The organism is Aggregatibacter actinomycetemcomitans, from assembly GCF_023518055.1.
Lineage (GTDB): Bacteria > Pseudomonadota > Gammaproteobacteria > Enterobacterales > Pasteurellaceae > Aggregatibacter > Aggregatibacter actinomycetemcomitans.
In genome coordinates this window covers 948,146-974,436 of the sequence record NZ_CP085096.1, presented here as the reverse complement: position 1 = coordinate 974,436, position 26,291 = coordinate 948,146, and the positions used below count along the sequence as shown (strand labels likewise).

Genomic DNA, 26,291 nt, shown 5'->3' with positions numbered 1-26,291 from the left:
TAACTATTTAGGAGTGAATAATGAAACTACCCATTTATTTAGATTATGCGGCAACCTGTCCGGTAGATGAACGTGTAGCAAAAAAAATGATGGAATATTTAACCATCAACGGTGTTTTCGGTAACCCTGCTTCCCGTTCGCACAAATTCGGCTGGCAAGCGGAAGAAGCGGTCGACGTTGCCCGTAATCAAATTGCCGATTTAATCGGTGCCGATTCCCGTGAAATCGTGTTTACCTCCGGAGCAACGGAATCCGACAACCTCGCCATTAAAGGCGCTGCGCATTTTTATCAAACCAAAGGTAAGCACATTATCACTTGCAAAACCGAGCATAAAGCAGTGCTCGATACCTGCCGTCAATTGGAGCGCGAAGGCTTTGAAGTCACTTACTTGGAACCGGAATCCGACGGTTTAATCGATTTGGAAAAATTCAAAGCGGCATTACGCCCGGACACCATTTTAGCTTCAATCATGCACGTCAATAACGAAATCGGCGTGATTCAAGACATCAAGGCTATCGGTGAACTGTGCCGCGCCAACAAAACTATTTTCCATGTAGATGCAACCCAAAGCGTTGGCAAAGTGGAAATTAATCTTGCCGAATTGCCGGTGGATTTAATGTCCATGTCCGGCCACAAATTATACGGACCAAAAGGCATCGGCGCCTTATATGTGCGTCGGAAACCACGCATTCGTTTAGAAGCCATTATTCACGGCGGCGGACACGAACGCGGTATGCGTTCCGGTACCTTACCAGTACACCAAATCGTCGGCATGGGCGAAGCTTATCGGATTGCTAAAGAAGAAATGGCAACGGAAATTCCTCGCATTAAAGCCCTTCGCGATCGCCTGTACAACGGCTTAAAAAACATCGAAGAAACCTATGTGAACGGTTCTATGGAACACCGCGTCGCCAATAACCTGAACATCAGTTTCAACTATGTAGAAGGTGAATCATTAATAATGGCGTTGCGTGACATCGCGGTTTCCTCCGGTTCCGCTTGTACTTCCGCCAGCCTGGAGCCGTCTTATATCCTACGTGCATTAGGTCGTAACGACGAATTAGCACACAGTTCTATTCGTTTCACCTTAGGTCGTTTCACCACGGAAGAAGAAATCGACTATACCGTAAGCCTGATGAAAGGTGCGGTAGAAAAATTGCGTGAATTATCCCCGCTTTGGGATATGTTCAAAGAAGGCATTGATTTAAACACCATTGAGTGGTCAGCCCACTAATTCGACGGGCGATGGAAGCCGCCTGATTAGCCACATTATTTTAGGAAAGGAACAGAAAAATGACATACAGTAACAAAGTTATCGATCATTACGAAAACCCACGCAACGTCGGTTCAATGGATAGAAAAGACAGCGCCGTCGGCACCGGCATGGTCGGTGCACCGGCCTGTGGTGACGTTATGCAGTTACAAATCCGCGTCAACGACGACGGCATTATTGAAGATGCGAAATTCAAAACCTACGGCTGTGGTTCCGCCATCGCATCCAGCTCCTTAATCACCGAATGGGTGAAAGGCAAATCCCTGGAAGAAGCGGGTGCGATCAAAAACAGCCAAATTGCCGAAGAACTTGAATTACCGCCGGTAAAAGTTCACTGCTCTATTTTGGCAGAAGACGCCATTAAAGCGGCGATTGCCGATTACAAAGCGAAAAAAGGTTCTTAATAACATAAAAGTGCGGTCGCTTTTCTGTATGTTTTTCAAAACACCGAAAAATTCCACCGCACTTTTGTCTTTTTCTAAATTAAGAAAGATCGCGGTTATCGTCCGATTTGTTAGTTTTGGAGAAATAAAATATGTCTATCACTCTCACCGAAAGCGCGGCAGATCGCGTGAAAACATTTTTAGCAAAACGCGGAAAAGGTATCGGCTTGCGCTTAGGCGTCAAAACCTCAGGTTGTTCCGGTTTGTCTTATATGCTGGAATTTGTGGATGCGTTAAACGAAGACGATCAGGTGTTTGAGCAACACGGCGTGAAAGTCATCGTCGATACCAAAAGTTTAGTGTATTTAGACGGCACCCAATTGGATTTCACCAAAGAAGGCTTAAACGAAGGTTTTAAATTCGCTAATCCGAACGTGAAAGACGAATGCGGTTGCGGTGAAAGCTTTAACGTATAATTGAGACAGTTATGAACAATCCCTTTGCTTTATTTGATTTGCCCGTTGCGTTTCAAGTGGATGCGGCGTTATTAAACGAACGTTATCTGGCGCTGCAAAAATCCCTACATCCGGATAATTTCTCCGCGGCTTCCGCACAGGAACAGCGCCTCGCTATTCAAAAATCGGCGGAAATTAATGATGCCCTGCGCATTTTAAAAGATCCCATCGCACGCGCCGACAGCATTATCGACATCAACACCGGCGAAACGGAAAACGTAGAAGAAAAAAGCACCAATGATATTGCCTTTTTGATGCAGCAAATGGAATGGCGGGAAACCCTGGAAAATATCGAACAGCAAAAAAATGCCAACGAATTAACCGCTTTCAGCCAAGAAATTCAGCAAACCCGCAGCGCCATTTTAACGGAATTATCCACCGCACTTAACGAACAACAATGGCAAACGGCGCGGGCGATTACGGATAAATTACGTTTTATCAAAAAACTCCAAGCCGAAATTGAACGGGTTGAAGAAAATCTATTTGATTTATAATAAAAACATCGAGATATAACATGGCATTACTTCAAATTGCAGAGCCCGGTCAAAGCGCCGCACCGCATCAACATAAACTGGCGGTAGGCATTGATCTCGGCACCACCAATTCCCTCATTGCCTCCGTGCGCAATGGCCACAGCGAAATTTTACTCGACGGGCAAGATCGCCCGTTGTTGCCGTCCGTGGTGCATTTTGGCGGCGATGACAAGATTATCGTGGGCTATGAAGCTGCTGAACTTGCGGTGCATGATCCGCAAAATACCGTAATTTCCGTCAAACGTTTAATTGGTCGCAGCCTGGCAGATATTCAACAACGCTACCCTAATTTACCTTATCAATTTGTTGCCAGCGAAAACGGCTTGCCTTTACTGCAAACCACACAAGGCGCCCGCAGCCCCATTGAAATTTCTGCAGAAATACTGAAAAAACTGACCGCACTTGGTGAGCAGCGCTTGGGCGGAAGCCTCGTGGGCGCGGTGATTACCGTCCCCGCCTATTTTGACGACGCACAACGCCAAAGCACCAAAGACGCGGCAAAACTCGCCGGATTAAATGTACTACGTTTACTCAACGAACCCACCGCTGCCGCCATCGCTTACGGTTTGGATAGCGGACAAGAAGGCGTCATTGCGGTGTATGATTTGGGTGGCGGCACATTTGATATTTCAATTTTACGCCTTTCCCGTGGCGTGTTTGAAGTGTTAGCAACCGGCGGCGACACGGCGCTGGGCGGCGACGATTTCGATTTATTATTGGCGAATTGGATTATCGAACAATCCGCGATGAAACCGGAAAACGACAGCCAATACCGCGAACTCATTGAATTAGCCAATCAACTTAAATTAACCCTCAGCCACGAAACGGAAACACAGATCCATTACCGCAATTGGTTGGGCAACATCACCCGCGAACAATTTAACGAACTGATTCAGCCTTTAGTCAAACGTTCGCTGTTAGCTTGCCGTCGCGCCTTAAAAGACGCCGGCGTAGAAGCGGACGAAGTAGTCATGGTGGGTGGCTCCACCCGCGTGCCTTACGTGCGTGAACAAGTGGGTAAGTTTTTCCAAAAACAACCGCTAACTTCCATTGACCCCGACAAAGTAGTGGCATTAGGCGCGGCGATTCAAGCGGATATTCTTGCCGGTAACAAACCGGATTCTGATTTGTTGTTATTGGATGTGATTCCGCTGTCCCTCGGCATTGAGACCATGGGCGGCTTGGTGGAAAAAATCATTCCGCGCAACACCACCATTCCGGTGGCGCGAGCGCAGGAATTTACCACCTTTAAAGACGGGCAAACCGCCATGTCCGTGCATATCGTACAAGGGGAACGGGAAATGGTTACCGACTGTCGCTCCCTTGCCCGTTTCACCCTGCGCGGCATTCCACCAATGGCAGCCGGCGCAGCGCATATTCGCGTGACTTATCAGGTAGATGCGGACGGTTTATTAAGCGTCACTGCCATGGAAAAAACCACCGGCGTGCAATCGTCCATTCAGGTAAAACCGTCTTACGGTTTAACGGACGATGAAATCGCCAATATGTTGAAGGCCTCCATGGAAAATGCCAAAGAGGACATTCAAGCGCGCTTATTGGCGGAACAACGGGTGGAAGCAGAGCGCGTACTGGAAAGCGTGCGTTCGGCACTGGCGCAAGATTATGATTTATTAGATGACGACGAATTAAGTGCGGTCAAAAATACGATTATTTCGTTGGAACAGTTAAAACAACAAGAAGATTACATTGCTATCAAGCAAGGAATCAAAGCATTAGATCTGGCAACGCAGGACTTTGCCGCACGCCGTATGGATAAATCTATTCGCGCCGCGCTGGCAGGTCAATCCGTTGAAGATATTGTAGGAAAATGAGGACGTTTAGCATGCCAAAAGTGATTTTTTTACCCAATGAAGAGTTTTGCCCGGAAGGCATGGTGGTTGATGCCGCCGCCGGTGACAATTTATTAGAGGTCGCCCATAACGCCGGCGTGGAAATTCACCACGCCTGTGACGGTTCCTGCGCCTGCACCACCTGCCACGTGGTGGTGCGCGAAGGCGGCGATTCATTAAATGAACCATGCGACCAGGAAGAAGATATGTTAGACAAAGCCTGGGGCTTGGAAATAGACAGCCGCTTGTCTTGCCAATGTATCATCGGTGATGAAGATTTAGTGGTGGAAATTCCGAAATATAACATCAACCACGCAAATGAGGCAGCGCATTAATGAAATGGACTGACACGCAGCAAATTGCCGAAACCTTGTATGACAATAACCCGGACTTGGATCCAAAAACCGTGCGTTTTACCGATCTGCACCGCTGGATTTGTGAGCTGGACAATTTTGATGACGATCCGCAAAAATCTAACGAATCCATTTTAGAAGCCATTTTGCTGAAGTGGTTGGAAGAGTACGAGTAAAAATTCTCTCGGAAAAGCAACCGCACTTTAATCGCAGACTTTAACTATAAGGACAGGCTTTATGCCTGTCCTTTTCATATCATCGGGTTATCGGACAGACATAAAGTCTGTCCGATAAATTTGTCATTATTGACTACTTCACCTGCATTCCCGCCGTCACGCCTTCGTCGGCAGACAACAAGAATAAATCGGCACCGCCCGTTCCCGCACTTAAAATCATGCCTTCGGATACACCAAATTTCATTTTGCGCGGTGCCAGGTTTGCCACCATAATCACAAAACGCCCTTCTAATTCTTCCGGTTTGTCGTAAGCCGCTTTAATACCGGAGAACACTTGGAGTTTGTGATCGCCTAAATCCAATTCAAAACGCAATAATTTATTGGATTCCGGCACGGCTTCGCATTTCAACACTTTCGCCACACGTAAATCCAATTTGGCAAAATCGTCAATGGTGATAGTTTCCGCAATCGGCTCAATGCCGCCCGCAGATTCACCGGTATTTTTGACCGCACTTTTCGCCGTGGCAGGTGCATTGACCTGTGCATTTTCCGCTTTGGACGCTTCGATCATGGCTTCAATTTGTTTGCCGTCCAAACGGGAGAACAAGGCTTTGAACGGGGCGATTGGGTGATTTAGCAATGGTTGCGCCAAATTCACCCAAGTTAATTTAGATTGCAGGAAGGCTTCCGCCCGTTCGGCAAGTTTCGGCAACACCGGTTTTAAATAGCCCATAAGCACGCGGAATAACTGAATGCCCATAGAGCAAACCGCTTGTAATTCCGCGTCTTTGCCTGCTTCTTTGGCAATCACCCAAGGGACTTTGTCATCAATGTATTTATTGGCTTTGTCCGTTAACGCCATGATTTCACGAATGGCTTTGCCGAATTCGCGGTTTTCATAATAAGCGGCGATCTGTTCCGATTGAGCAATAAATTCATCAAATAAGGCTTGATCGTCCAAACTCGCTGCCAATTTTCCATCGAAACGTTTTTGAATAAAGCCGGCATTACGGGAAGCCAAATTAACAAGTTTATTCACCAAATCCGTATTCACGCGCTGTACGAAATCCTCTAAGTTCAAATCCAAATCATCAATGCGATTGCTCAGTTTCGCCGCGTAGTAATAGCGCAAACATTCCGGATCCAAGTACTTCAAATAAGTTGCCGCTTGAATGAAAGTGCCACGGGATTTCGACATTTTCTCACCGTTCACCGTCACATAGCCGTGCACGAAAATATTGCTCGGTTTACGGAAATCGGCACCTTCCAGCATTGCCGGCCAGAACAGGCTGTGGAAATACATAATGTCTTTGCCGATGAAATGATACAGTTCCGCGTCGCTGTCTTTGCGCCAGAAACCGTCAAAATCAATGTGGCTTTCGCGTTTACACAGATTTTTGAAGGACGCCATATAGCCAATCGGCGCATCCAGCCACACATAGAAATATTTGCCTTCCTCATTCGGAATTTGGAAGCCGAAATACGGCGCGTCACGGGAAATGTCCCACTGTTGCAGACCCGCTTCAAACCATTCCTGCATTTTATTCACCACTTCCGATTGCAAGGAACCGGAACCCAGCCAGTTTTTCAACATGGCTTCAAAACTCGGCAAATCAAAGAAGAAATGTTCGGAGTCTTTCATCACCGGCGTCGCACCGGAAACCACAGAACGCGGACTAATCAATTCCGTCGGGCTGTAAGTTGCCGCGCACACTTCACAGTTATCGCCGTATTGATCAGGCGATTTACATTTCGGGCAAGTGCCTTTTACGAAACGATCGGGCAAAAACATCCCTTTTTCCGGATCATATAATTGAGAAATGGTACGGCTTTTAATAAAACCGTTTTCTTTCAAGCGGTTGTAAATTAATTCGGAAAGTTCGCGATTTTCTTCGCTATGGGTGGAGTGGTAGTTATCAAAACTGATGTTAAAGCCGGCAAAATCCGCCATGTGTTTTTGGCGCACATCATCAATCAATTGTTCCGGCGTGATGCCCATTTGATCGGCTTTTAACATAATCGGCGTGCCATGCGCGTCATCGGCACAAACAAAGTGAATTTCATTGCCGCGCATTCGTTGAAAACGCACCCAAATATCCGCTTGAATATGTTCCAGCATATGCCCTAAATGGATCGGACCATTGGCATAAGGCAAGGCACAAGTCACGAGGATTTTACGTTTATTATTCGACATAATATTAACCTTAAGAATTCGTGAAAAACAGGGAAAAAATTGGCGCTTATGTTACCTTATTGAGGGTATTTTTTCTAGTTTAATCATGGTTTAGACATTTTTAACTTAACAGATAAAGGCGGGAGTGATTAAATATAGCGAACTAATTTGCTACATTAGAAAGGACGACATTATGGCGACGTTATTTTCAGAAAATTTAACGGAACAACAAAAGAAACGGATTGTTCGGTTATTCAAAGACTTTCAACACCCTACCCTGCAAAAAGATCTCATTTCCCTCAATACCTTAAAGAAAGTTGAAAAAGGCGGCGACACCTTACGCATTGAAATCACCATGCCTTTTGCATGGAACACCGCCTTTGCGGACTTAAAAAATGCTTTGACCGCACCGTTAAAACAGATAGCGGACGCAAAAAACGCGAAATGGCAGCTTAACTACCAAATCGCCACCTTAAAACGCGCCAACAATCACCCGGCGGTAAAAGGCGTGAAGAACATTATTGCCGTGAGCTCCGGCAAAGGCGGCGTGGGCAAATCCACCATTTCCGTGAACCTCGCCATCGCCTTGCACCTACAAGGTGCACGCGTGGGCATCTTAGACGCGGATATTTACGGACCGTCCATTCCGCATATGCTCGGCGCACCGCACCAACGCCCGACATCGCCGGACAACAAACACATCACCCCTATTCAAGCACACGGTTTATACGCCAACTCCATCGGCTTTCTCATGGACGAAGATAACGCCACCATTTGGCGCGGCCCGATGGCAAGCAGTGCCTTAAGCCAATTATTACAAGAAACTTTATGGCCGGACTTGGATTACCTCGTCATCGATATGCCTCCGGGCACCGGCGATATTCAGCTCACCTTGTCCCAACAAATTCCGGTCACCGGCGCGGTGGTCGTCACCACACCGCAAGACATTGCGTTATTGGATGCGGTAAAAGGTATCGCCATGTTTGAACGGGTTTCCGTGCCTGTATTGGGCATTGTAGAGAATATGTCCATGCATATTTGTAGCAACTGCGGTCACCAAGAAGCCATCTTCGGCACCGGCGGCGCGGAATGCATCGCGGATAAATACAACATCAAAGTATTGGGTCAGCAACCGTTGCACATCCGCCTCCGTCAAGATCTGGATCGCGGCGAACCGACCGTCATCGCCGCCCCGGACAGCGAAATCGCCCACAGCTTCCTACAATTAGCAGAAAAAGTCGCAAGCGAACTCTACTGGCAAGGCTCCGTAATCCCGAGTGAAATTATGTTCCGAGAAGTGAATTAGGAAGGGATAGATAAAAAGTGCGGTCGATTTGAAAAATGTTTTTTAAATTGACCGCACTTTTATTTTGAACACGCGTTAGCAATCTATTTTCACTCATCCCCATTCGTCTTATGAATCACCGCTTCCAATAAACTTTTCGTGTTTTTCTGAATTGTTTCGTCTTTCAGCGCTTTTGCATCTTCTCCCCAGATCGATAATGCTGCGCCGGCTATTTCATGAGTATTTTGTACGCGGTTTTTGGTGTTTCGTCCATCCCAAACACCAAGATCCCAATTTTTTATAACATCTTTGGCGGCAAAGGCGGCATCTTGCGAGAAGGTTGGTGAAGCTTTCGGAACAATGTAAAGATAATAGGAATTATAGTTCAGGACAGTAAAGCCTTTCGCCAGCAACTCCGGCAAACTGACCCGCATATCACGACGCTCGGCAGCTTCATTTTTGTCCTGCGTATCGCCATCATAGCTCCAATAAGTAATTTCAATATTCGGGTTGATTTGCTCAAAAGTACTTTTAATTAATCCGTCATTCCACATTTGGGTTTTCAACCCCTTTTTCTCTAAAAAGTAGGATAGTTTATTGGCATACGTAATAAACTCATGATTACTTTCCACAGAATAACCAAATTCATCGCCACCAATATGAAAATGCTGACTCGTGTCGCCAAAAATATCAATAACCTCATTCATTAAAGATTGCATAAAGGCAATACTGTCAGCATTAGTAATATCAATTTCATCATCTACCTGGCGTGATTTTAATCCTTGAAGATACTTGACCCCTCTGTCTTTTTGCACCAGTTTAAAGATCGCCGTCATGTGATTCGGACTGTCAAGCTCGGGAATCAACTCAATGCCTTTTGCCTTAGCATAGGCTTTGATATCGTCAAGTTGCCGATAACTCAAGAATGGCTTTCCGGTATAAGGATTAATATAAATACCGTCTTTGCCCTGCACGGCATTTTCCGCACGTTGATTAAGTAAATGGCTTTCTATCGCATAGTTTTCATGGTCGGAAAAATGCAGGTGCAGAAAATTACCGCCGGAAAGGCTGATGGTATCAATAAAGGATTTAATCACCTCGGGTGAATAAAAATGTCGGGCGATGTCCAGCATTAATCCGGTCTGCTTGGTACTTATTTTTTGCGGATATATGGAATTGCCTTTTACGCAACAATTCAACACGCTAAATAGTCCCAGTAGGAAAAGAGATAAAATAATTTTCTTAATATAATTCATAAAAATTCCTTGTAGAAGTTTTGTAACCTTTTGCTAACTTACTCTCATTAAATAATTAAATTAATATAAAAAAACAGAGCACACTTCTCTGTTAAAAAGCCATTCTGTTTTCACGAAAGGGCTTATTGTTCGATCCTAATAATGACTAATCTCATCGCTCACGAAAAAATAGGCGATTTCACGGGCAGCACTTTCCGGACTGTCGGAACCATGTACGGAGTTTTCCTGTTGGCTTAAGGCAAAATCACGGCGAATCGTGCCTTTGGCAGCGTTCTCAGGGTTAGTACTGCCAATTAAAGTGCGGTAATCCTGCACGGCGTTTTCTTTTTCCAATACGCTAACCAACACAGGGGCGGATGTCATGTATTCCACCAACGACACAAAAAAAGGTTTGCCTTGGTGTTCGACATAAAAACCTTCCGCCTGCTCCTGCGTTAAATGCAACATTTTTGCTGCCACAATTTTAAAACCCTGTTGCTCAAAGCGCGCCAAAATTGCGCCGACTAAGTGGCGTTTCACCGCATCCGGTTTAATAATGGATAATGTTCGTTGTAAGCTCATGTAACCTCCTCTTACTGTTGATTTGCTTTAGTAATTAATAGATTGGCTAAAGTTTGCACACCAATACCGGTGGCACCGGTCGCCCATAAATCGCTTGGCGTTTTGCGATAGGTGGCGGAGCAATCAATGTGCAGCCAATGCTGTTGATAATTTTTCACGAAATAGGATAAAAAAGCGGTGGCAGTGCTGGCACCTGCGCCGATGGGAACCGTGCCGGTGTTGGCAATATCGGCGAAGGCGGTTTTAATCTGTCCGCGATGTAGCTCCGCAAACGGCAAACGCCAAAACGCTTCCTGTTCCTGCTCGGCAGAACGGAATAATTCGCCGACCAAGTTATCATCCATAGACAACACACTGTGATAATCGTTGCCGACGGCGACTTTTGCGGCACCCGTTAAAGTGGCGCAATCCACGATAAATTGCGGTTGTTGCGCATCGGCGTCAATTAAACCGTCCGCCAACACTAAGCGTCCTTCCGCGTCGGTGTTCAGAATTTCCACGGTCACGCCGTTGCGATACTGGATAATGTCGCCCAATTTAAAGGCACGACTGCTGACCAAATTTTCTGCGCAGCAAAGGAATAATTTCACCCGCTGATTTAAGCCGCGTAAAATTGCCAACCCCAACGCACCCGTTAATAACGCCGCGCCACCCATGTCGGTGCGCATGGTGCTCATGCCGTCGCTCGGTTTAATGCTGTAACCGCCGCTGTCAAAGGTAATGCCTTTGCCTACCAAACACGCCAGCACGGGCGCATCAGGGCTGCCCGTCGGGTTGAAATCCAACTGCAACATTGCCGGCAGATTTTGCGAGCCTTTTCCCACCTGCCATAAGCCGTGGTAACCGCGCTCAAGCAACTCCTCACGAGAAACGATGGAAAAACCAACCGCACTTTTTTTGCCCTGTTGCTCTGCCGTTTGAACGATAAACTTCGCCGCGCGCTGGGCAAGTTCTTCCGGGGTTAAAATAGCGGCAGGTAAATTAATGATTTCACGAACGAAATCGCCGCATTGAATGCGATGATTCAGTTCCTGCTGTTGTGCGGCAGATAAGGTCGGGAATTGAACCTTGAAGTGTTTCTTAGCATTATAAAAGCCTTGATAAAACGCCCAGCAATTTTCCAGCTGCCAATGTTCGCCACTTAATGTGACATTGGAAATGCCTTGATTTTGTAATTTGCGTGCGGCTTTTTGTACGGAAGTGCGGTCGGAAAAATCGGTTAAATGAATGGTGGCTTTATCTTCGTTGAAACTGATTAACGCTTTTTCGCCCCACGCGGCAGATGCCGGTTGGTTCGAAAGCAAAACTTGCATGGACATAATTTCTCCCATTGGAAACAAATGATAATCGTTTTTAATATATCAGCTTTTACGGATTTTCTCACCATGAATCGAAGAAAAAACCGATTCCGGCAGGCTTCTTGATTTAAAAAACTTTCTTGCCATCAACAAAAACGGTATAATCCGCACCGAATTTTTGTACAAGATTCCGCCAACGGAAACCGGCGGTAGCACTGATTAATTATTTTAGAGGATTAAATGTCAAAAGAAGATTCCATTGAAATGCAAGGCACGATTTTAGAAACCTTGCCAAATACCATGTTTCGCGTTGAGTTGGAAAACGGTCACGTGGTAACTGCTCACATTTCCGGCAAAATGCGTAAAAACTACATCCGTATCTTAACCGGCGATAAAGTCACCGTAGAAATGACGCCATACGATTTAAGTAAAGGCCGCATCATTTTCCGCAGCCGTTAATTGTCGGCTTAATCACCCAAAACAAAAACACCGGCATTTATCCGGTGTTTTTACTTTTTTCTTTAGTCTTTTTGCGCCTTTCTCAGCATGATACGCTGTAGCCACATTCCCAGTAAATGCAACAAGAAAAACACCGCACTTAAGGTATACAACGGCATATTGCCAAACACGGCATACGGCGTTTTGCCTTCGGTCGGTGCAATTTTACGGGTTAACACCGTTTCCACGAATTGCGGTGCCTGCGCCACGATTTTACCCTGAGCATCAATAAAGGCAGTAACGCCCGTATTAGTGGCGCGAATCACCGGCTTGCCGAACTCTAGCGCACGCATTTGCGCCATTTGCAAATGCTGCCATGGACCGATGGAGTTGCCGAACCAGGCATCGTTAGAAATGGTGACGATAAAATCGCTGCTTGCCGTAAGATTTTGTTGTAATTGCGCGCCTAAAATAATCTCGTAACAAATCGCCGCCGTGAAGTTCAGGTTCTTCGCCTGTAACGGTTTCTGCACCGCATCGCCGCTTTGGAAAGCGGACATCGGCAAATTGAACACCGAACCGAGGGGGCGCAGAATGCTTTCCAGCGGCACATATTCGCCGAACGGCACTAAGTGATGTTTGTTGTAACGGTTCTCGGTTTGCATACTATAAGGGGCGGATTTGTTGCCCACCACCACAATGGAATTAAGCGATTTACCCACGCTTTCATCCTGATAAAGCGTGCCCGCCATCACTTCCGTATCCGCTTTTTCCGCCAATGATTGCAAGGCTTGGAAAAAAGGCTGAATGTCATTTTCGTAGGTCGGAAACGCCACTTCCGGCAGAATAATCAAATCCGTTTTGCCCAGATTATCGCCAATCAAACGCCCGTAATTTTCCATGGTTTGATACAAATAATTGGGATCCCATTTCAGATTTTGCTCAATATTGCCCTGCACCAAAGTAATATTAAGGGCTTTTTCGGCGTTCTCTTTTACATAGTTGAGTTGCGACGTGTAAGCGGCAACGCCACCGATAACCATCAAAATCAACGCATTCGCCACCGCCACATTGGCTTTTTTCGGCGGGGTTGTCAGTGCAGAAACGATGTTAAAAATGACCGCACTTATAAACATCACGAAGAAGGTTAAACCCGTCACGCCGAAAATCGGCACTACTCTGGCAAAGGGGCTGTCAATTTGGGTATAACCGAATTGCAGCCAAGGGAAACCGGTAAACACCCAACCGCGTAGGAATTCGGTAAACGTCCACAGCACGGGGTAAAGTACCGCCCGTTGTACCTGCAAACGACGTACTAAATAGGCGAACAGGAGCGGATACAACGACAAATACGCTGCCAGCAATACCACCAAGAAATAACTCAACGCCAACGGCGCGCCGCCAAATTGATGAATGCTGACGTGCAGCCAGTTCACGCCGAAGGTAAAAAAGCTCAAGCCCCATAAAAAGGCAGACAAAAGTGCGGTGGATTTTTGCGGTGTTTTTATCACCCAAATCAAACCGAACAGGGAGATGTAAGACAAGCCCCAATAATAAAAGGGTGCAAAGGCAAACACGCCGGCAGCGCCGAAAATGAGTGCGATAAGATAAGTGAAATATTTGTTCATAAGCGGGATAGCGCGCGTTTTCTCACGCAATTCCTAAATTTTCGTTATTTAATGAAATAAACGGCACGCGTCGGGAAACCACAGCTGTTCGAAACATTGTAACTACTTATATAAAAAGAAAAAAAACTTGGCTCCCCTCGTTCACAGGGGGAGCTGGGCGAAGCCCTGAGGGGGGGGAAAATCTCAATTTTTAAGCATGATCTTGTGAAAAAATCAAGATAAATCCCCCCTTCCGCCCTTCGGGCACCTTGCCCGTAAACGGAGGAAGGCAAGATATTTAAAAATATCAATGAATTATAATGTTTCGAACGGCTGTGGTCGGGAGACGCGCGCCACCGTTATCGTTCAACTCTCCCCCCGCCCCTCTTTTCTAAAGAGGGGAAAGAAGAAACTACGCCACAACCTCTTCCTCTTTTTCCATCTCCGGCAAATGCTCGTCCGGCACGGTGACACGGAGTTGGATGATGCGGCGGCTGTCGGCGGAGGTAACTTTAAAATGCAGGTTATCCAGCGTAATTTCTTCGCCGCGTTTCGGCAAATAGCCGAATGCCTGCATCACCAAACCGCCGATGGTGTCCACTTCTTCATCGGCGTATTGGGTATTGAATTGTTGATTGAAATCTGCAATGTCCGTCAATGCCCGCACGGCATAGGTGTGGCGGGAAAGCTGGCGAATATCCGCCACTTCTTCTTCATCGAATTCGTCTTCAATATCCCCGACGATTTGTTCCAACACATCTTCAATGGTCACCAAACCCGACACCGCGCCGAATTCATCCACCACAATCGCCATGTGGAAGCGCTCGGAACGGAAATCCTTCAGCATTCTGTCTACTCGTTTGCTTTCCGGCACGATCATGGTCGGGCGAATCATGGTCAGCAAATTAAATTCTTCCGCATTGGCGCGCAGGAATTTCAATAAATCTTTGGCGTGCAAAATACCGACAATATTGTCGCGGTCGTCCGCATCGGCAATTACCGGGAAGCGCGAGTGGACGGATTCGATGATGGTGTCCAAACAGGAATCCAAATCTTGATCGGTTTCGATAAACACGATTTGAGAGCGCGGAATCATAATATCGCGCACGCGCAACTCGGCGATTTCCATTACGCCTTCAATCATTTCGCGGGTATTTTGGTCGATTAAATCGTTTTGTTCGGAATCTCGGATTACTTCCACTAAATCATCGCGATTTTTAAGCTCGCCTTGAAAGAAACGTCCGAAAAGGGATTGGAAAAAAGATTTTTTAGTAACTTCAGATTGGTTGGTCGAGTGTTCTTCGTTCATAAAAATTAAAAATATTACCGTCGGATTGACAGGCGAAAAGTATCATATTTGCCCCGAAAGCGCAAAAGGAAGAACAAAAGTGCGGTCGTTTTTTTCTGCGAATTTTGTGCTATGTCACAAAATCATGGCAAAAAAGAAAATCTGCAGAAAACTGAATAAAATCAACAATACACCTTTTGTGTTAGCAAAAACGATGAAACTCAAGTAGAATACGCCCACTTTTTTCGTTTTTTCTCGGAGGGCAAATGCAGTTTGAGCGACTATCTACGGCGCATAAAGATCTCAGTGCCATCCGCGAATTTTTAGCCAAAAACGAACTGGATTTAGATGCGCAAATCGAGTATTTCATCGTGGGCTACGACGAGGCGCAACAGATTGCGGTTTGTGGCGGTTTGGCGGGCAACATCATCAAATGCGTCGTCATTGATGAATCCCAGCGCGGCAACGGTGTTGCCTTGCAGCTCGGCACCGAATTAGTCAATCTCGCCTACGAACTCCATCGCCCCCACCTCTTCATTTATACCAAACCCGAATACGAAAAACTCTTTAACGCCTGTGGTTTTTACACCATCTCCGATGCTTATCCTTACGTCGTGCTGCTGGAAAACAGCGCCACCCGCTTGCAAAAACAATGCGAAAAATGGCGCGCCATGCGGGTGCCCGGGCAGCACATCGGCGCTATCGTGATGAATGCCAATCCGTTCACGCTGGGGCATCGGTATTTAATCGAACGGGCGCTGCAACAATGCGATCACTTGCATTTATTCGTGGTGGGTGAAGATGCCTCGCAATTTTCTTACGAGGAACGTTTTACATTAATCCAACAAGGCATTGCCGATTTAACCAATATCACCCTTCATTCTGGCTCCGACTACATTATTTCCCGAGCCACCTTTCCCGATTATTTCCTAAAAGACCAAAAAATTACCGACGACAGCTATTTTGCCGTAGATTTGAAATTATTCCGCCGTTATATCGCGCCCGCATTGGGCATTAACCGCCGCTTTGTGGGGACGGAACCGACTTGCGCGGTCACCGCGGAATACAACCGCCAAATGTTCTACTGGCTGATGGAAGCCGAAATGGACGCGCCGAAAATCGACGTCATCGAAATCCCGCGTAAAACCATCAACGGGCAAGCCATTTCCGCCTCCGTCGTCAGAAAATTATTAGCCGAAAAGCATTGGACGGCATTGGCGGAATTTGTACCAAGCAGCACGTTAAATTATTTGCAAAAGTGCGGTCGTTTTTAAAAACGTTTTTTAATTATCACCCAATAGAAGGAAAAACCTATGAAGATAACGAAAGCAGCCGTTGCCGGCACGCTGGAATCCAGTGACGCACAAGTACGGATTCAGCCTTTTGATTCATTAGATATTGAAATCAACAGCTCGGTCGCCAAGCAATTCGGTGAGCAAATTGACGCGACCGTGCGTGCGGTGCTAAACAAATTGAATGTCACCGCGGCGCAAGTGATCATTGAAGACAAGGGCGCCCTTGATTGCGTGTTACAGGCACGAGTGAAAGCGGCGGTGTTACGCGCCACAGACGAAAACATTAACTGGGAGGCGGTGCTATGAAATTAAGAAGAAGTATGCTGTTCGTGCCGGGTTCAAATGCGGCAATGTTAAGTAACAGTTTTATTTATAAACCGGATTCCATCATGTTCGACCTGGAAGATGCGGTGGCGTTGAAAGAAAAAGATACCGCCCGTTTGTTGGTGGCACACGCCCTGCAACATCCGCTGTACAAAGACATTGAAACCGTAGTGCGTGTGAATCCATTAGATTCTGAATTTGGTTTAGCAGACTTAAACGCCGTAGTGCGTACCGGTGTGGATGTGGTACGGATGCCGAAAACCGAAACGGCGCAAGATGTGATCGATATGGATCGCGAAATCACCGAAATCGAAAAAGCCTGCGGACGTGAAGTGGGTTCCACCAAAATGCTCGCTGCCATCGAATCGCCGTTGGGCATCACCCAAGCTAATCAAATCGCCACTGCTTCCAAGCGTTTAATCGGCATTGCCTTGGGCGCAGAAGACTATGTACGCAACCTGAAAACCGAACGCTCGCCGGAAGGTATCGAGCTTTTATTCGCCCGTTGTTCCATTTTACAAGCGGCGCGTGCAGCCGGCATTCAAGCCTTTGATACGGTGTATTCCAACGCCAACAATGAAGAAGGTTTCTTGAAAGAAGCGGCGTTAATTAAACAGCTCGGCTTCGATGGCAAATCCTTGATCAATCCGCGTCAAATTGAATTGTTACACAACTTGTTCGCGCCGACACAAAAAGACGTGGATCAGGCAAAACGCATTATTGAAGCGGCGGAAGAAGCGGAACGCCAAGGGTCCGGCGTGGTTTCATTAAACGGCAAAATGATTGATGCGCCGATTATTGATCGTGCGAAACTCGTGTTAGAACGTGCCAAATCAGGCATTCGTGAAGAGTAAGGGAGATAAGAAAGATGACAACAAGAGAACAACGCATTGCAAAATTCAATGCCAATCGTCCGGTGTATCAGGCAGTACCGAAAGCGGAATCCCTTGCCCGCACGGCGAAAGATCGCAAAATCTGCGATTCGTTGGAAGACGCGATTAAACGCTCCGGCTTAAAAGACGGCATGACCGTGTCCTTCCACCACGCCTTCCGCGCCGGTGACTTCGTGGTCAACATGGTGATGGATAAAATCACCGAAATGGGTTTCAAAAATTTAACCCTCGCTTCCAGTTCATTAATCGATAGTCACTCACCGCTCATCGAACACATCAAAAACGGCGTAGTGACTAAAATCTACTCTTCCGGTCTTCGTGGTGAATTAGCAGAACAAATCTCTCGCGGTTTATTAGACGAACCGGTTAACATTCACTCCCACGGCGGTCGCGTGCATTTGGTGAAATCCGGCGAACTGAAAATCGACGTTGCCTTTTTAGGTGTGCCTTGCTGCGATAAATTCGGTAATGCCAACGGCTTCAGCGGCAAAAGCAAATGTGGCTCACTCGGTTATGCCCGTGTGGATGCGGAATTTGCCGACAAAGTGGTGTTATTAACGGAAGAATTCGCCGACTATCCGCACCACCCGATTAGCATCGGTCAAGACCAAGTGGATCTTATCGTGCAAGTGGATGCCGTGGGCGATCCGAAAAAAATCGGCGGCGGTGCCACCCGCATGACCACCAACCCTCGCGAATTACTTATCGCCCGCAAATGTGCTGAAGTGATTTTTGCCTGCGGTTATTTCAAAGACGGTTTTTCCTTACAAACCGGTACCGGCGGCGCGTCCCTTGCGGTCACCCGCTTCCTTGAAGAAAAAATGGTGCGCGACAACATTAAAGCCGACTTTGCCCTCGGCGGGATCACCGCCAGCATGGTGGATCTGCACGAGAAAGGCTTAATCAAAAAACTGATCGATGTACAAAGCTTCGATGCCATTGCCGCCGAATCCCTGGCGCGCAACCCGAACCACATTGAAGTGTCCGCCAACCAATACGCCAACTACAGCTCCAAAGGGGCTTCCGTAGAACGTTTGGACGTGGTCATTCTTTCCGCCTTGGAAATTGACACTAAATTTAACGTGAACGTACTCACCGGCTCCGACGGCGTGATTCGCGGCGCGTCAGGCGGTCACTGCGACACCGCCTCTTCCGCGCCGGTGGCGATTATCGTTGCGCCATTAGTACGCGGACGTATCCCGACCGTAGTGGAAAACGTGATCACCTGCGTGACCCCGGGCGAAAATATCGACATTTTAGTCACCGACCACGGCGTCGCCGTGAATCCGAAACGTCCGGATCTCATCGAGGCATTAACCGCCGCCGGCATTCCGTTATTCACCATTGAGCAACTGTGTGAACGCGCTTACAGCCTCACCGGCAAACCGAAAGAAATCGAGTTTACCGATAAACCGGTAGCGGTCGTGCGGTATCGCGACGGAACGGTGATTGATACGGTTTATCAGGTGAAAGAATAAAGAGCGACTTTCTTCGCTCAACCGATAGCACGCGCCTTCTGACGCGCGCTGATAAAAAATAAGAAAATGAAGGCACGCGTCGGGAAACGCGCTCCATCGTAATAAGTCACGGTTACTAAAATAAGTAACAGTAACTAAATAAGTAGCGATTACTAAACATTCATAAAGTGCGGTCATTTTTACAGTTATTTTTATGACAATATCCCTAAAACATTTTTCCACCACTGGAACTGAAATCTCCCTTGAACAGCTTTTATCTGCGCGGGAAGCGCGTACGTTGCTGCAACAAAAGCTATTGGCGCAGTACGGTCAAACGTTGCTTTGCGTCACGTTGACCGCGGTGGGCGGGGTGAAAAAAAATGCCCTGCTGGATTATGTCTTTGCAAAAACGCTGGAAAAACTCACCGCACTTTTTACGCAGTTAGCCATCACCCCAAGCGCAGAACGGATTCGTCCGTTGGAAACGGGGCATGAAGCGTTTTTTGTGTTGCCGATGGACGCCAAAGCACTGAAAGCGGCAATGATCGAACTGGAAGAAAGCCTTCCTCTCGCCCGTCTTTGGGACTTGGATGTGTTTGATCATGAGGGCAATCTGCTTAGCCGAAGCGATTTCGGTATGCCGCCGCGAACCTGTTTGGTGTGCGGTGCGGATGCCAAAGTCTGTGCCAGATCGCGCGCCCATGGTATTGCGGATATTCTGGCGGAAACGCACAAGCGGGCGCAACAACATGATTTGGCGGAACAAATCGGCAACGCAGTTTGTTCTGCATTAATTCAGGAAGCCCGACTGTCGCCGAAACCCGGCTTGGTGGATGCCATCAATAACGGGGCGCACAAGGACATGAACCTGCAAACCTTCGAGCAAAGTGCGGTCAGTTTGGCACCTTTTTTTACGGCGTTCGTATTAAAAGGGATGCAAACGGCGTCTCTGCCACCATCGCAAATCTTAGCGCAGGTTCGTCCGTTGGGTGTTCTTGCCGAAAAGGCGATGTTTAAAGCAACCCATGGCGTGAATACGCACAAAGGCGCGATTTTTTCCTTTGGTTTGGTATGCGCCGCCATCGGGCGCTTGTTGCAACAGCAGGATTTATCGCAAAGTGCGGTGGTTTTTGAGGTTAAATCCATTTGTGATTTGGTGGCGCAATTTGCGCAAGGCTTAACTGCCGAGCTACAACATTATCCCGACCATTTGCCGATCACCGCCGGCGTGCGATTATTCCGTCAATTCGGTTTAACCGGCGCGCGCGGCGAAGCGGAAAGTGGTTTTCAACAAATTCAAACGTTGTTGCCCCTGTTGGATGAGGATCATCAACAAGATTGGGAACATCGTTTACTCATTCTGTTATTGCATTTAATGGCGACCAATGCCGACACGAACGTAGTACATCGCGGCGGTATGGAAGGATTGCATTTTGTGCAGCAAACAGCGAAAGATCTGCTTGCAGATCAAACCGTTGTGTCGGATAAAGTGAAACTGACACAAGCCTTAATGAAATTTGATGCTGCCTGCATTGCGCGAAATTTAAGCGCAGGCGGTAGCGCCGATTTGTTGGCGCTGATGATTTTCTTTCAAACTTTAAGAGGTAATTCACATGGCATTATCTAAAAATGCAAAACTGGCGATCTTGGTAGCCATACCGTTGGTCACCTTTATTTTGCCGGCGCCGGAGGGACTTTCTCTGATCGCCTGGCGTTTACTTGGGGTTTATATCGCCACCATAGTCGGCTTGGTGTTAAAACCGTACGGCGAACCGGTAATCTTGCTGGCGGCGGTTGCGGTGTCCGGCGCGATTATCGGTAATACTAGCGGTGCAGCAGAATTTCTGAAAGCCGGCGACATTCTCAACGGTTATAAATCAGGCACCACGTGGTTGATTTTTACCGCCTTCACATTAAGCTCCGCGTTCGTTATCACCGGTCTCGGTAAACGTATTGCTTATCACATGATCGGCGCCATGGGTAGCACCACATTACGTTTGGGTTATGTGACCATGTTCCTGGATTTACTGCTCTCCCCTGCAACGCCGTCCAACACCGCGCGTTCGGGCGGGATTATCTTCCCTATCATCAACAGTGTGGCCGTGGCATTAGGTTCCGACCCGGAAAAAAGCCCGAAAAAAGCCGGTCGCTATTTGATGATGAACGTGTACATGGTGGTAAAAACTACATCTTATATTTTCTTAACCGCCATGGCGCCGAACGCACTCGCTCTTTCCTTAATGGCGCCGATTCTCGGTTTCAAAATTGACTGGTTACATTGGTTCTTAGCCGCGTCCGTGCCTGGTTTACTGTGCTTGTTCGTGATTCCGTTAATCTGCTACTGGGTTTCCTCGCCGGAAATGAAAGAGGTGGATAACAAAGCCATCTCGAAAAAAGGCTTGGAAGAACTCGGCCCAATGTCATTCCGCGAAAAAGCGTTAATCGTGTTATTCGTCATTGCCCTCTTCGGCTGGATTTTCTCCTCTGCGTTAAACGTCAACGCGACCATCGTAGCATTAATTGTTATGGTGTGTTGTATCGTGCTGAACATCGTGTCTTGGGATGACATTCTAAAAAGCAAAGGCGGCTGGAACACCTTAATTTGGTATGGCGGTATTATCGGGATGTCCGGCTTGCTTGAAAAAGCCCAATTCTTCGGCTGGTTAGCCGAATCCTTAAAATCCGTTCTACAATTTGAAGGACAAGGCACTTTAGCCCTTATTGTGATCTTAACCCTCAGCGTTGCCGTGCGTTATCTGTTCGCCTCCGGCGGTGCCTATGTCGCCGCCATGGTACCGGTATTCGCTACCGTCGGTCACGTTGCCGGTGCACCTACAGAATTATTGGCATTAGGCTTGTTATTTGCCAATTCCTACGGTGGTTCCGTCACGCACTACGGCGGCGGTCCGGGTCCGATTGCATTTGGAGCCGGCTATAACGACATCAAATCCTGGTGGACCGCCGGCGCCATCATTGCCTTCGGCAGCTTAATCGTCCACTTAACTATCGGTATGGCGTGGTGGGAATTCCTGTTCAATTTAGCTTAGTTGTAAGAAAAATATAGAATAACTAAAATGATTCTATCTTCACTTACTAACCGCTAAATATCGTTTAATACAGATAAATTTAAGGAGTATATATGGAAATGTTACAGCTTTTTTTATATTTGACTGCGGCTTATTTAATTTTTTCTAAGCCCAAAGGAGAAAAAATAGCCTATAGGATTACATGCGTAGTCGTATTAAGTGCATTTTTTGTATTCTTTATGGCGACGAAAACAATGATTCTTCCGGGTGTTACCTATTGATTGAGTAAGGAGCAAAACATGAATGAAAAAATATTCAATGGAATACTAAGCTTATCTGCGCTTTCTATTGCAACGGTCTTGGGTGTTGCCTCTTTTTATCTGGGCTTTATTGATAAAGAGTCCCCCTGTATTCTTTGCTGGGCTCACCGTATGCTAATGTTCGCTGAAGTAATGTTTACTTTCCTAATAATACGATATGGACCAAAACCTAAATATATCGGCTGGGTAATATTTATCGCGGTATTTGGTATATTTGCCGGCTTTAGACATTCCTCCGGCAGCTTTGCATGGGATATTCATCAAGGTTGGTGGGCTGAAATTTTAGGTGCTCATACTTATAGCTGGCCAATGGTAATCCATGCTGTAGTTCTCATTTTTGTCGCCTTAATTTTTTGTTTTACTAAAGATATTTACAACTTTGTTAGTCAATCTCATAAACAATTGAACATATTAAGTAAAACATGTATGGCTATATTCATGATTGTCATCTGTGGCAATATGGTTCAGGCATTCATAAGTACAGGACTTCCTCCGAATATGGGAGTTAGTAATCCTGCAAGATTATCGTTTAATTCCGATTATTGGTACTGGACTACTGAAAGCTGGAAACGTCTTAGCAGACCGACATCATTACGCAATACTTGGCATGTAGAAGCACCGGATTTGCCAAGTCAACCAACAACCGCTATGCAATTTACGACTGATGCAAGACAAGCTCCATTGTCTTCTACCGGAAAATTAGTGATTCAAAAACAAGAAGCCATAACCATACCACTAAACGCCCCTGCAACAGATATTGCTTATAACGGAAAGGATAAATACTTTATTTCCACCGAAAAATGGGGATTATACTTACTTAATGATACATTAAGTGAAATTCAACGCTTTTCCGTGTTAGATCATTTAAACGGAGCTAATGGACGTATTCCGGTAGGCAGTGCATTCTTCAATGAAAATGAGTTTGGCGTACTAGGGTGGAACAAAATTTTTGTATTCTTTAAAGAAGATGCAAATCGTACTGCAAAAGAAAACTACCCGAGTTTTATAGAAGGCCTAAATAATTATGTTGTAACTGCCCGTGGTGCTTATAACACTGTACGCTCGCGCCTATTTCACGTTCTATCAATGGCTTACTTACCGGAAAACAATAGCATCTATACAGCTACTGTACCGAATTCCAAAAATCAGAAGCTCATAATTTCCCGCTTCGATAAAAGTGACAATATTCTTTCTGAGGAATTCACCCCGAAAGTAAAAAAGGGAATAGCGCTAACAGAAGGAAAAAGTATAGGTGATTATTACATCACAGGATTAACTGCCTATAATGGAAATCTATACGCAGTAAGCAAGCAATTTTCTCAAGTGTTAGAAATAAATCCAATCACAAGAGAAATCACTCATGTTTATGAATTTAATGGTATTGAAAACCCTCAGGGGATTACTTTCAAGCATGGTGTAATGCAAATTCTTAGCTATGAAAAAGGCAAAAATTTACTTTATTCTCTAACTGAAGAATAAATAGCAACTCACATTATAAAATCGCTGAACAAGGATAAAAAACGGTGCAGACCTTGATGATCTGCACCGTTTTTGATTTGGTGTCCGCGACAGGACTTGAACCTGCACACCGATTAAGGCATTAGGACCTGAACCTAACGTGTCTACCAATTCCACCACACGGACATAAGATTCTGCGATAACGCATTAAAACGTCGCCGATTATACAAAAATAAAAACCGTTAATCAAAAAACACATGAAATTTTTACCGCACTTTTTGTTTTTTAATTTCCCTTAAATCGATATTCCGTCCATTGGTAATATTCTTCGCCTGCTTTTACAATGCCGCCGTAATTTTGCCATTCGGGGTGATTTGGGGTATCGGGAAGGCATTGGGTTTCCAGGGCGATGCCGTGGTAGTCGGCATATTGAGCACCCTCACGGGTCGGCGTGCCGGCGAGGAAGTTGCCGGTGTAAACCTGTAAGGCGGCTTGTGAAGTCAGCACTTCCAGGCTTAAATCGCCGTTTGGAGAGGTGAGCAGAACACAAGGTTTTTGCCAGGCTTTATTCACAATAAAAGAATGGTCGTAGCCTTTGGCAGCAAGCTGTTCTCCTTGCAAAAAATCCTGTTTAATTGGCTTGGCTATGCGGAAATCAAAGCCGGTGCCGACAACATGTTTGAGCGGCGAGTTAGGAATGCCTTCGCTATCCACCGGTAAATAAAAATCGGCGTTGAGGCGCAAGCTATGGTTGCGCACATCTGCGCCCTGCATCGCATTTTCTAAATTGAAATAGGCGTGATTGGTTAAATTCAGTGCGGTATCCTGATCGCTTTGGGCGGCATATTCGATTTTAACCGCATTATCTTCCGTCAAGGTGTAAGTTACCGTCGCCTTCACATTGCCGGGGAAACCTTGATCGCCGTCGGCGGAATACAATGAAAAACACACAAAATTTTCACCGCACTTTTCCAACGTCCAACGGCGTTTATCGAAACCGTTTCCGCCGTGCAGTTGGTGTTTGCCTTGGTTGGCGGTTAAGCGCACAACTTTGCCATTCAACGGAAATTGCGCGTTGGCGATACGATTGGCATAGCGTCCTACGCTCACGCCTAAGTAGGCTTGTTGAACGGGATAATCTTCCAATTTGCAGCCCAACAGCACTTCACGCAATTCGCCGTTGACCGGCAGACAACAAGAGATCCAAGTCGCACCCCAGTCGGTAAATTGCACGCGCATACCTTGTGCGTTTTGCAAGATAAACAGGTTAAACGGCAAGCCGTCCGGTGCAGTGCTTTGTGCACGTTGTTCTAGCATACGCATACTCCTTGTGAAGCGGTGCAAACGTAGAAATCTTCTTTCAAGCCCGTTTGTTTTTCATAATTCTCCGCAATGATTTTGCGCACCGCGTCCACTTTGTCATGGGGCGCAAGGGCGACAATACAACCGCCGAAACCGCCGCCGGTCATGCGTGCGCCGCCATTTTTGCCGATGACCAATTGTGCCAATTCCACCAGATAATCAATTTGCGGCACGGTGATTTCGAAATCGTCGCGCATGGAATCATGTGACTGCCCCATTAACTCGCCGAGACGGGTTAAATCATTACGCTTCAAGGCTTCCACCGCATCCAGCACCCGCTGATTTTCCGTCACAACGTGTCTGGCGCGTTTGGCTGCCAGCGGATAAAGTGCGGTCAATTCTGCCTCTCTTTCCTTAAATTGAGCGACGGAAACATCACGCAGGGCTTTCACGCCGAAAAACGCCGCCGCGCATTCACATTGCTGACGACGAGTATTGTATTCGCCCGTCACCAAATCGTGCGGCACATTGGAGTTCACGATAATCACTGCCACATCGTGCGGCACGGGTGTCGGCAGGGTTTCCAGACTACGGCAGTCAATCATCAACAGATGATCCTGTTGCCCGAGGGCGGAAATCAGCTGATCCATATTGCCGCAGTTGGCACCGACAAATTTGTTTTCCGCTTGTTGGCCGATGAGCGCAAGCTCCGTATGGCTTAAAGGCAAATCGCCCAGTTGCTGACAGAACTTTCCTGTTGCCACCTCAAGCGCTGCCGATGAGCTCAAGCCCGAAGAATACGGCACGTTGCCGGAAATCACCAAATCCGCGCCCTGTTTGAAATTCGGGCAACGCTCCTGAATAAATTTCACTACTCCACGCACATAATTCGCCCATTTTTGTTCACTTTGAGGGAGCTGGCCATCAAGGGAAAATTCATCGGATAAATCCAAATCCGCGGCATAGACGTTCCAAATATGGTCGCTGCGTTTCGCCCCGGCAATCGCCGTGCCGTAGTTAATGGCGCAAGGCATCACGAAACCGTCGTTGTAGTCGGTATGTTCACCGATGATATTGACACGCCCGGGCGCATAAACGGTGAGTTCAGACTGCTTATGGTGTTTTTGGGTGAAAATGTATTGAGATTTTTCAATTGGGAGCATAAATATATCCTTTTGAATTTTCGTGAATTTGGCTTTAAGCCTGTCCCTACAAAACGATGTGAA

At 46.7% G+C, this 26,291-nt stretch carries 25 protein-coding genes and 1 tRNA gene; 17 read left to right on the top strand and 9 right to left on the bottom strand.

Annotated features, from left to right (window positions below; all coding sequences use genetic code 11):
• Positions 1 to 20 precede the first annotated feature (20 nt).
• The 7 genes from LIN98_RS04995 to iscX all read left to right on the top strand — a co-directional run bounded on the left by LIN98_RS04995 (position 21) and on the right by iscX (position 5,084).
• On the top strand, positions 21 to 1,235 hold the full coding sequence (locus LIN98_RS04995) for an IscS subfamily cysteine desulfurase (RefSeq protein WP_005546631.1): 1,215 nt from the start codon (positions 21 to 23) through the stop codon (positions 1,233 to 1,235).
• Positions 1,236 to 1,294: 59 nt separating this feature from the next.
• Positions 1,295 to 1,678, top strand: coding sequence for a Fe-S cluster assembly scaffold IscU (gene iscU, locus LIN98_RS04990; RefSeq protein WP_005542252.1), 384 nt, complete (start codon positions 1,295 to 1,297; stop codon positions 1,676 to 1,678).
• Between the two features lie 131 nt (positions 1,679 to 1,809).
• The gene (gene iscA / locus LIN98_RS04985) at positions 1,810 to 2,133 is read left to right on the top strand and encodes an iron-sulfur cluster assembly protein IscA (protein WP_005546629.1); all 324 of its coding nucleotides are present in this window, start codon (positions 1,810 to 1,812) and stop codon (positions 2,131 to 2,133) included.
• 11 nt (positions 2,134 to 2,144) lie between these two features.
• On the top strand, positions 2,145 to 2,666 hold the full coding sequence (hscB, locus tag LIN98_RS04980; protein WP_005567814.1) for a Fe-S protein assembly co-chaperone HscB: 522 nt from the start codon (positions 2,145 to 2,147) through the stop codon (positions 2,664 to 2,666).
• A 20-nt stretch (positions 2,667 to 2,686) separates the two neighbouring features.
• Complete coding sequence (hscA, locus tag LIN98_RS04975) at positions 2,687 to 4,537, top strand: Fe-S protein assembly chaperone HscA (protein ID WP_025298163.1); 1,851 nt, start codon at positions 2,687 to 2,689, stop codon at positions 4,535 to 4,537.
• 11 nt (positions 4,538 to 4,548) lie between these two features.
• A complete protein-coding gene (fdx, locus tag LIN98_RS04970) occupies positions 4,549 to 4,890 on the top strand; it encodes an ISC system 2Fe-2S type ferredoxin (RefSeq protein WP_005542241.1) in 342 nt (113 codons plus the stop codon).
• Entirely contained in the window at positions 4,890 to 5,084 is a 195-nt protein-coding gene (iscX, locus tag LIN98_RS04965; protein ID WP_005546623.1) for a Fe-S cluster assembly protein IscX, read from the top strand. The genes fdx and iscX overlap by 1 nt, the downstream gene beginning before the upstream one ends.
• 133 nt (positions 5,085 to 5,217) lie before the next feature.
• Here the strand turns inward: iscX and metG are convergent, their stop codons facing one another.
• On the bottom strand, positions 5,218 to 7,278 hold the full coding sequence (gene metG, locus LIN98_RS04960; protein ID WP_249856178.1) for a methionine--tRNA ligase: 2,061 nt from the start codon (positions 7,276 to 7,278) through the stop codon (positions 5,218 to 5,220).
• Positions 7,279 to 7,450: 172 nt separating this feature from the next.
• Here metG and apbC point away from each other — a divergent pair, with 172 nt between their 5' ends.
• Positions 7,451 to 8,563, top strand: a complete 1,113-nt coding sequence (gene apbC, locus LIN98_RS04955; RefSeq protein ID WP_005574220.1) for an iron-sulfur cluster carrier protein ApbC — start codon at positions 7,451 to 7,453, stop codon at positions 8,561 to 8,563.
• Positions 8,564 to 8,652: 89 nt separating this feature from the next.
• On the opposite strand, the gene dspB is transcribed toward apbC, so the two are convergent.
• From dspB to pepB, 3 genes are all read right to left on the bottom strand, one after another.
• Positions 8,653 to 9,798, bottom strand: a complete 1,146-nt coding sequence (gene dspB / locus LIN98_RS04950) for a glycoside hydrolase dispersin B (RefSeq protein ID WP_041915477.1) — start codon at positions 9,796 to 9,798, stop codon at positions 8,653 to 8,655.
• Positions 9,799 to 9,933: 135 nt separating this feature from the next.
• Positions 9,934 to 10,359, bottom strand: coding sequence for a nucleoside-diphosphate kinase (ndk, locus tag LIN98_RS04945; protein WP_005567819.1), 426 nt, complete (start codon positions 10,357 to 10,359; stop codon positions 9,934 to 9,936).
• Between the two features lie 11 nt (positions 10,360 to 10,370).
• The gene (gene pepB / locus LIN98_RS04940; RefSeq protein WP_005567820.1) at positions 10,371 to 11,678 is read right to left on the bottom strand and encodes an aminopeptidase PepB; all 1,308 of its coding nucleotides are present in this window, start codon (positions 11,676 to 11,678) and stop codon (positions 10,371 to 10,373) included.
• Positions 11,679 to 11,897: 219 nt separating this feature from the next.
• On the opposite strand from pepB, the gene infA reads away from it, so the two are divergent.
• Positions 11,898 to 12,116, top strand: a complete 219-nt coding sequence (infA, locus tag LIN98_RS04935; protein ID WP_005541870.1) for a translation initiation factor IF-1 — start codon at positions 11,898 to 11,900, stop codon at positions 12,114 to 12,116.
• 62 nt (positions 12,117 to 12,178) lie between these two features.
• On the opposite strand, the gene lnt is transcribed toward infA, so the two are convergent.
• Entirely contained in the window at positions 12,179 to 13,723 is a 1,545-nt protein-coding gene (lnt, locus tag LIN98_RS04930) for an apolipoprotein N-acyltransferase (RefSeq protein ID WP_005567823.1), read from the bottom strand.
• Between the two features lie 391 nt (positions 13,724 to 14,114).
• Entirely contained in the window at positions 14,115 to 15,011 is an 897-nt protein-coding gene (gene corC / locus LIN98_RS04925; protein WP_249856177.1) for a CNNM family magnesium/cobalt transport protein CorC, read from the bottom strand.
• Between the two features lie 245 nt (positions 15,012 to 15,256).
• On the opposite strand from corC, the gene citC reads away from it, so the two are divergent.
• The 8 genes from citC to LIN98_RS04885 all read left to right on the top strand — a co-directional run bounded on the left by citC (position 15,257) and on the right by LIN98_RS04885 (position 23,784).
• The gene (gene citC, locus LIN98_RS04920; protein WP_005572311.1) at positions 15,257 to 16,264 is read left to right on the top strand and encodes a [citrate (pro-3S)-lyase] ligase; all 1,008 of its coding nucleotides are present in this window, start codon (positions 15,257 to 15,259) and stop codon (positions 16,262 to 16,264) included.
• Positions 16,265 to 16,303: 39 nt separating this feature from the next.
• The gene (gene citD, locus LIN98_RS04915) at positions 16,304 to 16,591 is read left to right on the top strand and encodes a citrate lyase acyl carrier protein (RefSeq protein WP_005541883.1); all 288 of its coding nucleotides are present in this window, start codon (positions 16,304 to 16,306) and stop codon (positions 16,589 to 16,591) included.
• Positions 16,588 to 17,463: a citrate (pro-3S)-lyase subunit beta gene (citE, locus tag LIN98_RS04910; protein ID WP_005567832.1), complete on the top strand. Its 876-nt coding sequence runs from the start codon at positions 16,588 to 16,590 to the stop codon at positions 17,461 to 17,463. Before citD ends, citE begins: the two co-directional genes overlap by 4 nt.
• A 14-nt stretch (positions 17,464 to 17,477) precedes the next feature.
• A complete protein-coding gene (gene citF / locus LIN98_RS04905; protein ID WP_005567834.1) occupies positions 17,478 to 18,980 on the top strand; it encodes a citrate lyase subunit alpha in 1,503 nt (500 codons plus the stop codon).
• A 193-nt stretch (positions 18,981 to 19,173) separates the two neighbouring features.
• Positions 19,174 to 20,586 carry a triphosphoribosyl-dephospho-CoA synthase CitG gene (gene citG / locus LIN98_RS04900; protein ID WP_249856176.1) on the top strand — a complete coding sequence of 471 codons (1,413 nt, stop codon included), beginning with the start codon at positions 19,174 to 19,176 and terminating at the stop codon, positions 20,584 to 20,586.
• On the top strand, positions 20,573 to 22,006 hold the full coding sequence (locus LIN98_RS04895; protein ID WP_005567839.1) for an anion permease: 1,434 nt from the start codon (positions 20,573 to 20,575) through the stop codon (positions 22,004 to 22,006). Before citG ends, LIN98_RS04895 begins: the two co-directional genes overlap by 14 nt.
• 92 nt (positions 22,007 to 22,098) lie before the next feature.
• Positions 22,099 to 22,266 carry a hypothetical protein gene (locus tag LIN98_RS04890; RefSeq protein ID WP_187372717.1) on the top strand — a complete coding sequence of 56 codons (168 nt, stop codon included), beginning with the start codon at positions 22,099 to 22,101 and terminating at the stop codon, positions 22,264 to 22,266.
• Positions 22,267 to 22,284: 18 nt separating this feature from the next.
• A complete protein-coding gene (locus LIN98_RS04885; protein WP_005542626.1) occupies positions 22,285 to 23,784 on the top strand; it encodes a disulfide bond formation protein B in 1,500 nt (499 codons plus the stop codon).
• Between the two features lie 78 nt (positions 23,785 to 23,862).
• On the opposite strand, the gene LIN98_RS04880 is transcribed toward LIN98_RS04885, so the two are convergent.
• The 3 genes from LIN98_RS04880 to galK all read right to left on the bottom strand — a co-directional run bounded on the left by LIN98_RS04880 (position 23,863) and on the right by galK (position 26,228).
• Positions 23,863 to 23,949: transfer RNA gene (locus tag LIN98_RS04880), tRNA-Leu, on the bottom strand.
• Between the two features lie 99 nt (positions 23,950 to 24,048).
• On the bottom strand, positions 24,049 to 25,080 hold the full coding sequence (gene galM / locus LIN98_RS04875) for a galactose-1-epimerase (protein ID WP_005567842.1): 1,032 nt from the start codon (positions 25,078 to 25,080) through the stop codon (positions 24,049 to 24,051).
• Complete coding sequence (galK, locus tag LIN98_RS04870; RefSeq protein WP_014167654.1) at positions 25,074 to 26,228, bottom strand: galactokinase; 1,155 nt, start codon at positions 26,226 to 26,228, stop codon at positions 25,074 to 25,076. Before galK ends, galM begins: the two co-directional genes overlap by 7 nt.
• Between the last annotated feature and the right edge of the window lie 63 nt (positions 26,229 to 26,291).